The organism is Roseiconus lacunae (assembly GCF_008312935.1).
GTDB lineage: Bacteria > Planctomycetota > Planctomycetia > Pirellulales > Pirellulaceae > Stieleria > Stieleria lacunae.
The window spans coordinates 227,880-241,317 of record NZ_VSZO01000012.1 but is presented as its reverse complement, the minus strand read 5'-3'; the positions used below and the strand labels follow the sequence as shown (position 1 = coordinate 241,317).

At 57.6% G+C, this 13,438-nt stretch carries 12 protein-coding genes; 1 reads left to right on the top strand and 11 read right to left on the bottom strand.

Annotation, left to right across the window (positions count from 1 at the left end; all coding sequences use genetic code 11):
- Positions 1 to 62 precede the first annotated feature (62 nt).
- From FYC48_RS17165 to FYC48_RS17140, 8 genes are all read right to left on the bottom strand, one after another.
- Positions 63 to 518: a DUF420 domain-containing protein gene (locus FYC48_RS17165; protein WP_149497955.1), complete on the bottom strand. Its 456-nt coding sequence runs from the start codon at positions 516 to 518 to the stop codon at positions 63 to 65.
- 1 nt (position 519) lies between these two features.
- Positions 520 to 1,197 carry an SCO family protein gene (locus tag FYC48_RS17160; RefSeq protein ID WP_149497954.1) on the bottom strand — a complete coding sequence of 226 codons (678 nt, stop codon included), beginning with the start codon at positions 1,195 to 1,197 and terminating at the stop codon, positions 520 to 522.
- 403 nt (positions 1,198 to 1,600) lie between these two features.
- Complete coding sequence (locus FYC48_RS17155) at positions 1,601 to 2,662, bottom strand: protoheme IX farnesyltransferase (RefSeq protein ID WP_149497953.1); 1,062 nt, start codon at positions 2,660 to 2,662, stop codon at positions 1,601 to 1,603.
- A gap of 7 nt (positions 2,663 to 2,669) precedes the next feature.
- Positions 2,670 to 3,758, bottom strand: a complete 1,089-nt coding sequence (locus FYC48_RS17150) for a COX15/CtaA family protein (RefSeq protein WP_160149588.1) — start codon at positions 3,756 to 3,758, stop codon at positions 2,670 to 2,672.
- Entirely contained in the window at positions 3,748 to 3,924 is a 177-nt protein-coding gene (locus tag FYC48_RS28165) for a hypothetical protein (RefSeq protein ID WP_200836631.1), read from the bottom strand. The genes FYC48_RS17150 and FYC48_RS28165 overlap by 11 nt, the downstream gene beginning before the upstream one ends.
- Positions 3,921 to 5,243 carry a cytochrome c gene (locus FYC48_RS17145; protein ID WP_149497951.1) on the bottom strand — a complete coding sequence of 441 codons (1,323 nt, stop codon included), beginning with the start codon at positions 5,241 to 5,243 and terminating at the stop codon, positions 3,921 to 3,923. The genes FYC48_RS28165 and FYC48_RS17145 overlap by 4 nt, the downstream gene beginning before the upstream one ends.
- A 4-nt stretch (positions 5,244 to 5,247) precedes the next feature.
- Positions 5,248 to 5,496, bottom strand: coding sequence for a hypothetical protein (locus FYC48_RS27845; RefSeq protein ID WP_160149587.1), 249 nt, complete (start codon positions 5,494 to 5,496; stop codon positions 5,248 to 5,250).
- 98 nt (positions 5,497 to 5,594) lie between these two features.
- Positions 5,595 to 6,386, bottom strand: coding sequence for a methylamine utilization protein (locus FYC48_RS17140; protein WP_230627943.1), 792 nt, complete (start codon positions 6,384 to 6,386; stop codon positions 5,595 to 5,597).
- A gap of 674 nt (positions 6,387 to 7,060) precedes the next feature.
- On the opposite strand from FYC48_RS17140, the gene purD reads away from it, so the two are divergent.
- Positions 7,061 to 8,356: a phosphoribosylamine--glycine ligase gene (gene purD, locus FYC48_RS17135; protein WP_149497950.1), complete on the top strand. Its 1,296-nt coding sequence runs from the start codon at positions 7,061 to 7,063 to the stop codon at positions 8,354 to 8,356.
- 223 nt (positions 8,357 to 8,579) lie between these two features.
- Here the strand turns inward: purD and FYC48_RS17130 are convergent, their stop codons facing one another.
- The 3 genes from FYC48_RS17130 to FYC48_RS17120 are packed head-to-tail and all read right to left on the bottom strand — an operon-like array spanning position 8,580 to position 13,245.
- On the bottom strand, positions 8,580 to 9,620 hold the full coding sequence (locus tag FYC48_RS17130; RefSeq protein ID WP_149497949.1) for a hypothetical protein: 1,041 nt from the start codon (positions 9,618 to 9,620) through the stop codon (positions 8,580 to 8,582).
- Positions 9,617 to 11,767 carry a hypothetical protein gene (locus tag FYC48_RS17125; RefSeq protein WP_149497948.1) on the bottom strand — a complete coding sequence of 717 codons (2,151 nt, stop codon included), beginning with the start codon at positions 11,765 to 11,767 and terminating at the stop codon, positions 9,617 to 9,619. Before FYC48_RS17125 ends, FYC48_RS17130 begins: the two co-directional genes overlap by 4 nt.
- Positions 11,764 to 13,245, bottom strand: coding sequence for a MotA/TolQ/ExbB proton channel family protein (locus FYC48_RS17120; RefSeq protein ID WP_230627950.1), 1,482 nt, complete (start codon positions 13,243 to 13,245; stop codon positions 11,764 to 11,766). Before FYC48_RS17120 ends, FYC48_RS17125 begins: the two co-directional genes overlap by 4 nt.
- Between the last annotated feature and the right edge of the window lie 193 nt (positions 13,246 to 13,438).

Below are 13,438 nucleotides of genomic sequence, written 5' to 3'. Positions count from 1 at the left end.
CTTCCCGAGGGCATGGGAAATGTGCCGTGAGCAGTGTTGGCTTGATAACGGCTTGTTGTCGGTCAGGCCGGATAAAGCTGGTAGAGCATGAGGTAGACCAGGACACCGGTCACCGACACATACATCCAAATCGGATAGGCCCAGCGGACGAGTTTCTTGTGCGCGACGATGCGGCCTTTCTTAGCAAGATAGACCGCTCGTAAAGCCAAGAAGGGAACGAAGATGGCGAGCACTAAGTGTGTGCCCAGGATCGCAAAATAGGTGTAGCGAGCTGATTGCGGGGCGTCGGTTGGGAATCGCTTGTTGGGTTCGCCAGTCGTCTGAAACAACGCGACCTTGTGAAGCAGGTAAAGCGCTAGGAAGGCAGCGCTGATCCCCAATGCGATCAGCATTAATTTCTTGTGGACCTTGACCCGGCCACGTTTGATGTTCACCAATGCCATCGCCAATACGATCGTTGCCGAGGTATTCAGCAGTGCGGTGCAGTGTGGCAGTCCTGTCGCGAGTGTTTCCCACATCTTAAATCATCTCTTCGATTGCTTGTTCCAGTTTTTCCATCTGCTTCGGTTCGGGCCAACTGTAGAAGCCTTCGATGTTCCCTTCAGCATCGACGAGGACAAAACGCTCGGTGTGGAATCCTTTATTGACCGGCTGTTGGAAGATATCCCCGGCAATGCGGCGGATATACAACAGGTCGCCTGTTAAGAAGAGCCATTGGTCGGCGTCGGCATTGAATCTTGCCGCGTATTCGCGAAGCACTTCGGGAGTGTCTGTTTCGGGGTCTACGGAAATCGCGAGGAACTTGATGCCTTTGCCTTTGTATTTGTCGGCGAGCGTCTTCAGCTTCTGGTTTTGTTGCGGGCAGATGCTCGGGCATGTCGTGAAGAAAAAGCTGACGATATACGGTTGCCCTTTGAGGTCTTCGCTGCGGACGGTTTCACCACTCCGTTCGGTCAGCTCAAACTCTGTCAGCAGGCCAGGGATCGGCGTCGTCTGCGGCGCCGGGCGAGCGATGTCATCGTTGGCGATTTCTGTGCTATCGGTGACCAGTGGTTCTTCACCCGGCGCGACCTCGTTGGTGTGGACGATGTCATCGGGGCCCGGTCCGGACGGGGCAGGCGTTCGCATCGATCGGCCGATGAAACCGAGAACGATTCCGAGTACCAAGATTATGGCGATGTTTCCGGCGGTTTTCATTTGGGTTTGCTCTTACAGTGTTTCTCTGAGGCTATCCGAAAACGGACGCGTTTCTGTTTGCTAGCCGACGGAGCTGCCCGAAGGCGACGCGTATTGCTGGGGGCGTAGGGTCGGTGTTGATGTTTTCGACTTGCGGATTTGGATAGTTTTCAGACTTAGGTGACCTGAGAACGGTTGCGGTCGGAAGTGGCGTCGCTTAGCAGAGCCGCTGGCGTTTGCGAATGAAGGAACGCTTGCGAAATCGCCTTGCCATCTATTGGCGTCTGTCGCGTTGTCGTGGCGCGGTTGAACCGCCGTCCGAAAACTGGCTCTCTGCTTGGCTTGTCGATTCTTATACCGCCAGCAGGGCCGAGGTCGATCTAACGAAATCGCTTCAGGATCATACTCGCAACTTAAGGATTGGTCACCAGAACATTCGAGTGGTGACAACCGCCAGGACGGCCGGGAGGACGAGCAGCGATGATCGCAGTAGCCGACGTGCGGTCACATCGTTGCGTTCGATCAAGAATCGAACGGAGGCTCGAAACATCGGGAAGGTAGCCGCGATCACCGCCAAAGTGGCTAAGACCGATGGCAACAAGGATTGCGATGGAAAGCACAGCGGCAAGCTGCACAGTGCGACCGCCAATGAACCGATCACGCTTTGTAGGCCAGCAGAAATACCCTTGGGTTCTACGGTGGTTGTCATGCAAAACCCCGCTTCGGCGTATTGCCGGCGGTACAGCCATGCGATCGCCATGAAGTGCGGGTATTGCCAAGCGGCCAAGACTCCGAATAGCAGCCATCCGGTTGGGTCTTGAAGTGTGCCACCAAACGCGGTGTAGCCGATCAGCATCGGCAAGGCACCTGCGACTGCTCCCATGGTCGTGTTCCAAGAGGTTCGCGTTTTCATTGGCGTGTACGCGAAGACGTAAAGGATCCATGTCGCAAGACCAACGGCGGCAGGCTCAAATCCGAATCCCATCCAAAGCAACGCCGTGCCAAGGGTCCCAATCGAAGCGGTGAATGCTGTCGCAAGTCCCGTCGATAGTCGTGATGATGGAAGCGGACGGGTCGCGGTCCGGGCCATGCGGCAATCGATCACCCGTTCCCAGATTTGGTTGGCACCGCCGGCGCTTCCGGCCACCAAGGCGGTCGCGATCAGCAGCAGCATGAGCGGCCCGATCGAAACCCAGCCTCCGGCGGCGATCATTGAAGTCGCAACCGTCGTCACCAGGATCATCACCACGATCCGAGGTTTTGTCAGTTGGATTAGGTCGCTGATCAGCTTGGCTTCGTCGGTGGCGTCCACCGAATAGTCGACTGGGATCGGTGTCGCAACCGTCCCCGAAGCGTAAACCGCTTGGCAAGGTTCGTCGGCTTCTAGTCGTCCGAGCGTACGTTCGCTGCCCAGTGAAGGCCCCAACTTGGACTTCTGGCCGGCAACTTCGAGGGCGGGTTCGGCGAGGAAGAGATTGCTTGACATGCTCTACTTAAATCGATGCAACGACCGGACTTTCAGTGCTCGTTTGGCGATCGCTAGGTAGCCCCAAACTTTCACCCGAATGACGTGCCTGTGTACCTGCCCGCTTGGCCAGGTAACGCTGGCGAAAAACCTGCAATAGAACGACCGCACTGGTCGCTAGGATCAATGACCCCATTGCCACGTGCGCAGTGACAATCATCGAGTCGATAAATCCCTTGGACCGTACCAGGAAACCTTCCCCAAACGGTAAAAACGCTAGGACGGTTGGCCATCCGTAATTCACCACCCATGTGCCTGTTCCCAGCAGGATTTGAACGCCCACAAACCATATCAACCAAACGCTGGGCCTGGACAGCGTCAAATCGCCGCATCGCCGCACCAAAATCCATAAAAGTGGCGTCAGCGCCCACAAAACAAACGCACTGGTGATGTGGGTTGCGACAAGCAACGTAAACATTCGTGGGGTGATCCAAGGTTGCACATGCCGGATTTGTGCCCCGAGCGCTAATTGTGTGTAGCTGAAGAGTACGGCAAGGCCGGCAACCGTGACAGCAAACCATCCCAAACGCTTCGCTTCAGGCCATTTCGTCTCCGCGATTTCTCGTCTTGTCCAGCGTCGGCTGGTGACGGCGGCCGCAAGGCAGCACATCACAAAGACTACCGGTCCGAAGCAACCATGGATCATTGCGATGGTGCGGTCGCTTAGTAAGACACGGACGCCCCCGAGAGTGCCCTGTGAAATGACGGCCAATAAGATCGCGATGGCCAGGAACTTCACCCACCGCCGCGATTCTTCGCGGAATGCTGCGATCACCAGGCCAATGCTAACAAATCCCACGACGGCCCCGAGCAGTCGGTGTCCGTGCTCGATAAACAGGTCGAACGGCCCGAAAAGCCAAGTGGAAATCGGGTACAAGAACAAGTTATAGCCATAGGTTCCGGGCCAATCCGGAACCGCCATTCCGGCATCAAATGTTGTGACAAGGCCGCCGACCCAAATCAGTGGCCAAACCAACCCGACCGCAAGGACGGCGAGTCGGTTGGTCCAGGAGGTCTGGCCAAGCGCGGTTTCTGTGTCGGGCTCGTTAGCTGTCATTGCGAGCTCCATGCAGTTGTTCGCCAACGATGCCGCCGATCGTCGCGCCGCTGGCGCCGAAGATGGCTCCATAGATGATCCCGCCAAGCCCCAGCGATCTCATTAAGACGATGCCGATCGCCAATCCGGTGATCGCGCCGATGCTGCGGTAGGTGTCACGCGTCATTGGGTCACTCCTTCGTCCGGTGAGCCGGCCGTTGGCGTATCTCCGCTCGGCTGTGCGTTCGGTTGCTTCGCAGTCGGGCGGGCTCCGCCAAGCGATTGAACGTAGTGCACGACGTCCCACACTTGGTCCGGAGTCAGGCAGGTAGCCGAAGCTTGCTCCTTGACCGGCGACGCGGGCATGGGGGTACCGGCGATCCCGGCGACCACTCGTCGGTACAGCGTTTCCCCCTTCCCGCCACCACGGTAGATCCCTTGATTCAGTTTTCGCGGGAAGATTTGCCGCGGTCGCAAAGCCCCCGCATCTCGAAAGGGTTTAACCGCGTCGCGGTCCTCGGGCGAAATCGACAGCCGAGTGGTGAATTCTTTGGTCCAGTCGTCGAAATCGACCGTCGTCACCGTGCCATCGCCGTCGGGGCCATGGCAACCGGCGCAATTGACGACGCCGCCGGCGACACCGTGGAAGATCTCGCGACCGCGGCGAACAGACTCGGTGTCAAAGGGGGTTTCCGGCGGCACGGAGATGACTTCCTTCTCGGTATGACTCCAGGAATCAACGACTTCGTTCAAGCGATCATGGGCGACCTCTAGCGCGTCGTGCCGTCGGCGATTCGGATCGGCGTCGCCGGCAAGGCTTGCCAGCGACGCAAGGTTGGCGTCGTCGTCGGGGCGCGAGTCTTCGTATCCGAGTTCGTCAACGGCGTCGGCAAGCAATTTGCGTTCGAATTCACCGCGGACGGCAAGGTAGATGATGTAATCGACCAGGGCTTCGCGGTCTTCCGTTCCGACGCTTGAGAACGACGGCATGCCGGTCCCCGGTGCACCACGCAGAAGCAGTTTCGCGAGGTCATCACGCGTGGGTTTAGAAGCCCGCTCGGTCGATTTCCATTTAAAGATTCCGGCACGCACATCGCGTGGGTAAGGATTCTGTAGCAGCGAAGCCGGGCCGTCGCCGCCACCCGCTATCCCATGACAGGTCACGCAGTGTTCGGTGTACAAGCCGAAGTGCCGGTTCTGTTTGTCGCTGTAAACTCGCCCTGAGGCCCGGGTGAGATTCTCCAAGTTCACAAGACGTTTGCCCGCGGAGCTTTCGATCCATTCGGCCGGCCATCGTGGCTCGTCTGGCGTGCCGAACCATGCCGAAACCAATCGCTCGACATCGGTCATCGCGGCATCCGTTGGGACATCGCGGCTGGCCTCAACGACGAGCGCGTGGACTCGATTGGGGGGGAATTGTTTGACGCTCGAATCGCAACCCCAGATCAGCGCGACGCTGATGACTGCGAACGTTCCGGCAGAAAGGCTAATACGCGTGGCATTCATGGTGTTAGCCTAACCGAATCCCGCGGAACTGGCTAAACCAGTTGACGCCAAAAAAATCGTCGCCACGACTACCAGAGAGGTCAAGATACATGCCTTCAGACGCTGAAAACCCGTGTGGGAATGTTGGGACGGCACCGGTCGGTGCGCAGCGTCGCAGAGACGTTGCGACGCAGCGACCGACCGCAGAGACCATGCCGTAGCGACAAGTCGCCGAGGCTTTCGGTGATTCGCAATCGAGACACCACGACAACATCGGCGATGGGGGAAACAAAAAAAGCCGGTCCCGCGATCGAGTCGCGGGGCCGGCTAAATTGTGTGCTTAGGCGTGAATTAGATCACTGAGAAACTAGATTACTGAAACGCAGCGACGGGGACTTCGACCGTCATCTCGTTGACACCGGGTTTGATGTCGACTTCGAAGCGGCTGCTGCGCCAGCTTGTTTCGTCGCCATCGACGACGACTTCTTTCAGCGAACCAGTTTCATGGTTGGCTCGGAAGATGACTTCGCCGACCGGAAGTCCTTCGATTTCCAGGACGCCGTCGTCATCGGTCACGGCGGCGAAGGGGTGATCGACGACCAGAACCTGAGCTTTCATCCAGCTATGGATGTTGCATGCGACGGGGGTCGGAGCGGGTTCCGCGTCTTTCAGTGCAACTTCGACTTGTGCGCCAGGAGGAACGGTCAAGTTCTGTTGCGTATTGTTAAAGAACTGAAAGTTTGCGTTGTGGGTGACGTCGTCGGGGTTGGTCACACGGATGGTGTCACCCTTTTTAGCGATCAACACGTGCGGCTCAAAGCGACACTTGTCGTTGGCCAGAATATGTGTTTCTGGCTTCAATTCCATTTCCGGAAGTTCGGTCCCGCGGCGACCGGTGTAAACGTAAACGATGACGTTTTTGATGCCCTTGTTTTCGTCGTTAACGACAAGTGATTCGTCAGGAATCGGGGCCTTCCCGCAAAACGTTTGGTCAACGTTTGGGTTGAGTGGATCTTTTTTAGGTGCGTCGCCTTTGAGCTTGAAGGTCATTCGCAGCGTCCCGGTTTCTGCGGACGCGGGAGTGGCAAACAAAGACGCCGAAACGGCTGCGGTCGCACAACCGGCGACGAGCAATCGATGAAAGAATGAGGGTGACAGTTTCACACTTCTACTCCTGAGTGGGGAAGTTTTTGACGCGTCAATCTTAGTCACGCGTATCTCGCAAGCGAAGTAGCGAGGCGAGAGGACCGGCCGACAATCGCGACAAAAAAATAAGGCGGCGACCGTCAACGGAGTGGGGAGCTCTGACGGACGCCGCCTTTTTAAAACAAGTCGTCGGGGATCCGCGCCGCCATGGTGGGTGGGGAAGAAAGAAATGGCGGCAGAAAACGTTTCCCGGCGGGACTCAGCGAATTATAGGTGCAAAGGTGTTCTTGTCTACCGCTAAAGCGAACTAAAGTCCAGCAAGCTTCCGTCACGCCACCGCTTCGCCGCCTCGGGAAATTCCGGCAGAGGGGGTTTGGGATCACGCCGATCGCTCGATCGCGGTTGACGGTTCTTGAAAACGAGGGTGATCGCCCGTCGCGAGAGAAACGTTCACGGATTACATTGCTGCCCGCTTCCGCTGATTGACGGCGTCTCGCACGCGCAGACACTTGGCGGCTGCTCGTCTTTGTTGCCCCGTGGCGATGACGGAGGCTTCGGCGACGGCCCTTGACTTGGCAATCCCCGCCGGCACGCGTTTTGAATGTGTCCGGCGTCTTTTCTGGCTTGGGGATCGCCGGAAATATCGAAGACTCGATTTTTGGACTCGTTCGGCCCCCCTCGGGAATGGTTTGATGAAAGTATTGGTGGTAGGAAGTGGTGGTCGTGAGCACGCGTTGGCTTGGAAGCTTGGCCAAAGCCCAAAAGTGACCCAGGTGTTTGTCGCCCCTGGCAATGCCGGGACGGCCACAGAGGCGACCAATATCGAGATCGATGCGTCTGACGTTCCCGCGTTGGTGCAATTCGCGACGAAGAACCAAATCGACCTTACCGTCGTCGGACCCGAAGCACCCCTGGTATTAGGGATCGTCGATGCCTTCGAAGAAGCCGGCTTGCGAGTGTTCGGTCCTTCGCGAGCCGCCGCCGAATTGGAAGGCAGCAAGGTGTTTTGTAAAAACTTGTTGCACACCGCCGACGTCCCAACCGCCGATTACCGCACCTTCCGCGGTAGCGATGACGCGTCCCGGTACATCAAAGACAAATACCCTGAACCCAACGAACCTGTCCCGGTTGTAATCAAGGCCGACGGTTTGGCGGCCGGAAAGGGTGTCATCGTTTGCGAGACTCGCCGCGAAGCTCTCGAAGCGATCGACCGGATTGCCGGACAGAAGGAATTCGGTGACGCCGGAAACGAACTGATCATCGAAGAACGTTTGATCGGGCAAGAAGCGAGTGTGCTCGCAATCACCGACGGCGAAACGATCATTTCATTGCCTGCCGCCCAAGATCACAAACCGGCGTTCGATGGTGACCAAGGCCCCAACACCGGTGGGATGGGCGCATATTGCCCGACACCGATCGTCGATGAGGCGATGTTTGAACGCATCGAATCGGACGTGTTGGTCCCCGTGGTGCATGCGATGAAACGCGCCCGGAAGCCTTTTAAGGGAGTGCTGTATGCAGGCTTGATGCTGACCAGCGCCGGACCGAAGGTGTTGGAATTCAACGTTCGCTTCGGTGACCCTGAGTGCCAACCGTTGTTGATGCGTTTGAAAAGCGATCTATTCGAAGTCCTTTACGCGGCCGCCGAAGGAAAGCTAGCCGATATCGGATCGCTTGAGTGGGATGATCGCCCCAGCATCTGTGTTGTGATGGCCAGCGAAGGCTACCCCGGGAGCTATGAAAAGGGGCTCGAGATTACCGGTCTTGCCGAAGCCGATGAGGTCGACGACGTGAAGGTCTTTCATGCCGGTACGACTCTGCAGGATGGCAAGGTTGTCAACGCAGGCGGACGGGTTCTCGGTGTCACCGCGATCGGCAACTCCATTAGCACCGCAAAGCTGAATGCCTACACCGCCGTTCGCAAGATTCGTTGGCAAGGCGCCTGGTGCCGTAAGGACATCAGCGACAAGGCCATTCACGGCGGTTGATCTCAACAAGCTGTCCAAGTTCATCAGACAAACGTGATAGTGCTTCGTCAGCCTTTGAAATTAGAATTAGCCGCATGGCGTTAGCAACGGTTTCGGTGCAACCACCGGCGCCAGCGCCCGTCGGCTGATGAACCGAACCCAAACATTTGGTCTAGACGGTGCGCTAGGCTGATCAGCCTAGTACCGAGACGTTTAAAGTCGCCTTGGTCAACCGGCGGTGGTGTTACTGAGCCGCCGAGCGACTGCCGCCACCGGAGAAGTTGACATAAATCGGGTTGCCGTCTTTGATCGGCCTAGCCGCCGTGGCATAACCCTTGGCGTAAAACTTTTCGCGCAGTTTTCGAAACGCGCCATAGCTATCGGGATACACGGCGACGGTAATCGTTGAGGTCTCGGGTGAATGACCGGCGAGTTCGATGTCGAGCCAATTGTCACTTGCGAGCACCTGATCGATCGGATCACCGTGAGGTTCTCGTAGCGGTTCAAACGACGCAACCATCACTCGTGCACGCGTCATTCGGGCGACCTTGTTTCCGTCGGTGACCAGTTCGTTACTGCGGTTCATGACATAGCGGGCGACGAAGCCGCGGACCGGTCCGACCGCAGAGTCGGAAACGCCTTCACGTGAGCTGCCAGACGTTCGTCGAAAGTCACGACCAATTTCCTCGGCCAGTTCTTCAAATGGGATCACCGACAGGCGGTTGCCTTTAAGTCGAAAGTAGACTTCCTTTCCGAACACCGTCTTCGCCATCGGCGTGGGCAAGTTTTCGATCTCGATCGTTTGGGGACGACGGCTCGCGAGTTCCTGTTCGGTGTCATCGAGTTCTTTTAGTTGCCGTCGCAACGTTTCCGCTTCCGCTTCGGCCTTAGCAATCGCCCGACGGTCGGCGTCGAGTGACGCTTGTTCTTGCTCCAACACGTCCTCGGCTTCCTTGAGCAGCGCAAGCAGGACGGTACGCCGTTCGGACTGTCGGGCAATTTTAGCGTCGAGTGACTTGATCGTTTTTTCAAGGCGTTTTGCATCGGTTTGCGCCGAAGCGGCGCGGACTGCCATCGTGGCCAGTTCGTCCAGATCGCCTTCGCTTGCCGGGATCAAGTCGGGATCGACTTTCGCTTCGCTTTCTGTCATCGCGCTACTGATGACCGAATGCGATTGGGCGCCCAGGACGACCACCAGGATGATCAGGATGCCGACTAGGTTGGCGACGATATCCAAAAAAGCATCGTGCCCGACTGCGATTTCGCCTTCGCGACGTCGACTCATCGTAGTTCTCCCGTCGAACCAGAATCGGCTTGGCTGGGAACTTCCATTTCGATCGGCAATCCGCTGCCGGTCATCAGTCGTTCCAAGTAAGCAAATTGTCGTTCCGCACCTGGCATCACCGCGACTTTCAAACGCGGCGACCAGCGCGATCCCGGTGCGGTTGCACCCCATTGATCGATCCGATCACGGACCGCAGTTGCCATCTTGATCGTTGCCGGGCCGAAACCATCGGTCGCGATCGAGAACGATTCAACTCGCGGCGCTCCCCGCGCCGCGGGTAGCACCAAGCGGTCGGGGTAGACCATCAGTCGAACGTGACGAACGATTTCGTTCCCCCTGCCGAGTGCGATACTGTCGGGCAGTGCCCAATCCGATCCGCCCGGTTGGACAGGACGCGAGGAGGGCGGCGACAGATTGGTTTGCCGTGATCGCTGTCCGCTCGCTTCGGGAGACTTAGCACTCACGTCGGCGGCTTGTGTTTTCATCGCCTGCGGGTTCGGCGCGGCGCCCGAGCTTCCCAGGTTTCCGATCGAGAATGAGGTTCCGCCTTCGGTAGCAACCGCTTCCTTGTTTTTCATTTGGCGGCTGGCCGTATCGGTGAATCCCGCTTCGCCTGATTGCTGAGTCTTCTCGGTGGCATCGGGAAGATGCATCGCTCCGGGGGCAAACAATTCAAGTTGACGGTCCGATGACGAAGCCATTGCATCGGGTGACGCTGCATCGGGTGAGACTACTTCGGCCGAAGACGACCTCGCAGACTCATCCGGAAAGGCCCCATCAGGAAATTGCATCGAACGATTCGCCGATTGATCAGCAAACGCTTGCTCCGACATTGCTTGCTCAACGGAATCTTGCCCACGGAAAGCGTCTGGGTTTGCCGGATTCGCATTGGAGTTAGCATACGATTGGGCGCCGTGGTCCATCATCTGTTCCAGTCGTCGCTTGGCGGCTTCCGCGGTGATCGACTGATTGCTCGAAGACGACGAAGAATTCCCGTAGTTGTAGCCACGCATGGGTAGTGCGCGGTGATCGCGGAAGCCACTGTTACGTCCGCGGCGATCCATTTCCGCGACCGACAGTCTCGGGACCGGTTTCGAAGTCGTGGGGGGCTGCGGTGCCGTCGCCGACCCGCCCCGACCGGCCGAACCGCCATACTGCGATCGCGGCATCGTATTTTCGTGGCCCAACCGATCGGGAAGTGTTCCCTGGCCATCGAGCCTGCGTCGACCATCGGCGACCGATCGAATGATCGATGCATTTTGTTGGCGCTCGGTGGCCGACCGGATCGCGTAAAGCATCTTGTCTTTCATCGCCGGATCGGGATCGGGGTAGGCCAGTTCGATGTCTTGCGGCACCAACTCGTACCCGAACTGGTCATCCCATTCGGTCATCGCCGCGCGGGCCGCGTAATATGACTCGACCCCGGCCGGTCGGACCAGCAACATCGGGTACGGAGGAACTTCATCGCCGTATTGATTGAGGGCGTGATAGCGTGCCGCACGCAGGGCGTCATCAAGTGGGTTCGCGTCGGGCGAGGATTGTTCCAGTTGCCACTTGGTCAGCGTGATCTCTTCCGGCCAAATCGTGATCCCTTCGTCATGGCATTCCAAATAGATCGGGCGCCGGCTGGTGCCGTTTTGACCTTGGTGCGGGACGATCACAAAGCGAGGTTTTTCGGTTTGGACTTCCTCTCGCAGCTTCTTGACGGCCGACTCTTTTTGGTCGAGTTGATCTTGCAGCGTTTGCAGGTCTTCGGTGGTAACGCCATCGACGGATTCACCACGGGACTTTTTCAGTGCGTCGGCGATGACTTCTAAACGAGTTTGGATGCGCCGCATGTGATCTTCGACGTGTGCCAATTCATCACGACGACGCTCCATGTCACCGGTTTGGGCATCGCGCATGGAGATCAGTTTCTCCAAACGAAACGCTTCTTCTTCGACCAAGTCTTTGACCTCGCCGACGGTCAGACCTTCGTCTGATTGATCGACTTCATTGGCGGCCGTCTCGGCGATTTCCCGAGCGGCGGATGCAGTATTCTGCGCCACCAACGCCAACAACAAGATCAGAGTTCCCAGGGTGCAAACGAGCACGGCAAGGAACGGGAACAGGTTTGGCGAGAGCGACTGGCGCCGACGCCCACTCATGCAGCTTGCCTCGATGGTTCGGATTGATCGTCATCGCTGTCACTTGACCGTATCGCCGCACCGGGGGATTCCAGCGTGTCTTTGAGTTCGGCGATCTCTTCGTTGAGGACATCAACCGCGCGGGCCAAGATGATCATCGCATCGGCCATGCCTTGACCGGCGGCGGCACCCAAGTTGTCATCGATTTTGCGATTGGATTGTTCCAACAACTCGACGTTGGTCGCCAGTGTTTGCTGAAGCTGAAGCACCGATTGGGCTTGCTCGCGAACCAACGCGGCCTCGTCAACTTGCTCAAGCATCAAGCCTTGCTGTTGGGTCATCGCTTCGGCGCCGGCCAGGATCGCTTCTTGCCAGTTGCCGAGTTGACTTTGCCACTGCTCGAATTGGTTTTCCATCAACGTGCGGTTGTGCCGTGACGCGGCGGCCATTTCGGAAGCGTGATCCCGCAATGCCGGCGCCAACGATTGGCTGATTGCGTCGACGACCGCATCGGTGGTTTGTTGTTGATGGTCTTTCCAAAAACCTTGGGCTTCGTCGATCGTTTCACGCCAAAGCTTGGTCTGATTGGAAAGCGATTCGGCGACCGCGGCACGTACGCCGTCGCAAAGGTTGGCGAGCAATTCGAACTGATTATCGGCCGGTTCATCGCCGGGAAGATGACGACCAGTCAGTGCCCCGACGCGTTCATCGATCGCGGCCAACAGTTGCTGTTCGCTACGCTCGACGGGAAACTGCAAAAAGATCGCGGCAATCGACAATACCAAGCCGAGCGCGGTGGTGTCGAACGCGACATAAAGGCCGCTCTTCAAATTGTCGACTGCGGCCGTTCCGTTGGAAAAATCCAAGCCACCGAGTGTTTGTGTGATTCCGATCACCGTCCCTAAGAATCCCAGCATCGGGATCGCCCAGACGATGATCCGAACCAACGAGAACGACGCGTGAGCCATGTCCGCGTCACGTGCGGAAAGCTCTCGCAAGTCATCGGAAAGGTGTTTGGTGGTGCCGCGTCCGGATTGACGATGCAGCACTTCACGTAAACGAAGCACCAAGTGGCTTCGTGACAATCTGCGCGGCAACTTGGCGAGGTACCGATCCCATTGCTGGGCGACAAAACCGGCATCGTGTCGCGAACGAAAGTCGTCGCCGGGCGAGCGTTCTTCGTCGCGTGGCGCGAGCGATTGGTCGCTCATGCTGCGAAACGCTTTCCACTGACGACGGACGTCCCAGAGCTTGATCGCCAGGATCGCCAGTGCCACACAGAACAGCACCGTCGCGGCGATCGCGACGGGGTGTCCCATGAAGTATCGCTGTAACGGACCCCACCGAACGGTCAGGACAATTCCATAAAACAATCCCGCGACCACGCCTCCGGCGGCCAACGCGATTGGCCCCATCCATTCGGTTAGGATCTCGTCGGATTGTTGCGTCGTCTGTTGGGGCGACGGCGTTTCGACAGCATTCTTTTCGGTCAGACTCACGCCAGCTTCCTTGCCAGAACTTGAGGGAGGATTGTGCCGTCGACGTGGGCCGACGGCATAGTCTCGTTATTTGGATCGACCGTGTTATCGATTCAGCTTCACCTAAACCGCAAATTTTACCAAGCAGTTTCAGGACGCTAGTGGTGCACCTAGAATTGACTTTTGGGGCAGCCGACTGGAGCTAACCACGATT

What these genes read in the sequence shown, in the direction of transcription:
- FYC48_RS17165 (WP_149497955.1), bottom strand. Translation starts at nt 518, where the DNA reads ATGTGGGAAACACTCGCGACAGGACTGCCACACTGCACCGCACTGCTG.
- FYC48_RS17160 (WP_149497954.1), bottom strand. Translation starts at nt 1,197, where the DNA reads ATGAAAACCGCCGGAAACATCGCCATAATCTTGGTACTCGGAATCGTT.
- FYC48_RS17155 (WP_149497953.1), bottom strand. Translation starts at nt 2,662, where the DNA reads ATGTCAAGCAATCTCTTCCTCGCCGAACCCGCCCTCGAAGTTGCCGGC.
- FYC48_RS17150 (WP_160149588.1), bottom strand. Translation starts at nt 3,758, where the DNA reads ATGACAGCTAACGAGCCCGACACAGAAACCGCGCTTGGCCAGACCTCC.
- FYC48_RS28165 (WP_200836631.1), bottom strand. Translation starts at nt 3,924, where the DNA reads ATGACGCGTGACACCTACCGCAGCATCGGCGCGATCACCGGATTGGCG.
- FYC48_RS17145 (WP_149497951.1), bottom strand. Translation starts at nt 5,243, where the DNA reads ATGAATGCCACGCGTATTAGCCTTTCTGCCGGAACGTTCGCAGTCATC.
- FYC48_RS27845 (WP_160149587.1), bottom strand. Translation starts at nt 5,496, where the DNA reads ATGTTGTCGTGGTGTCTCGATTGCGAATCACCGAAAGCCTCGGCGACT.
- purD (WP_149497950.1), top strand. Translation starts at nt 7,061, where the DNA reads ATGAAAGTATTGGTGGTAGGAAGTGGTGGTCGTGAGCACGCGTTGGCT.
- FYC48_RS17130 (WP_149497949.1), bottom strand. Translation starts at nt 9,620, where the DNA reads ATGAGTCGACGTCGCGAAGGCGAAATCGCAGTCGGGCACGATGCTTTT.
- FYC48_RS17125 (WP_149497948.1), bottom strand. Translation starts at nt 11,767, where the DNA reads ATGAGTGGGCGTCGGCGCCAGTCGCTCTCGCCAAACCTGTTCCCGTTC.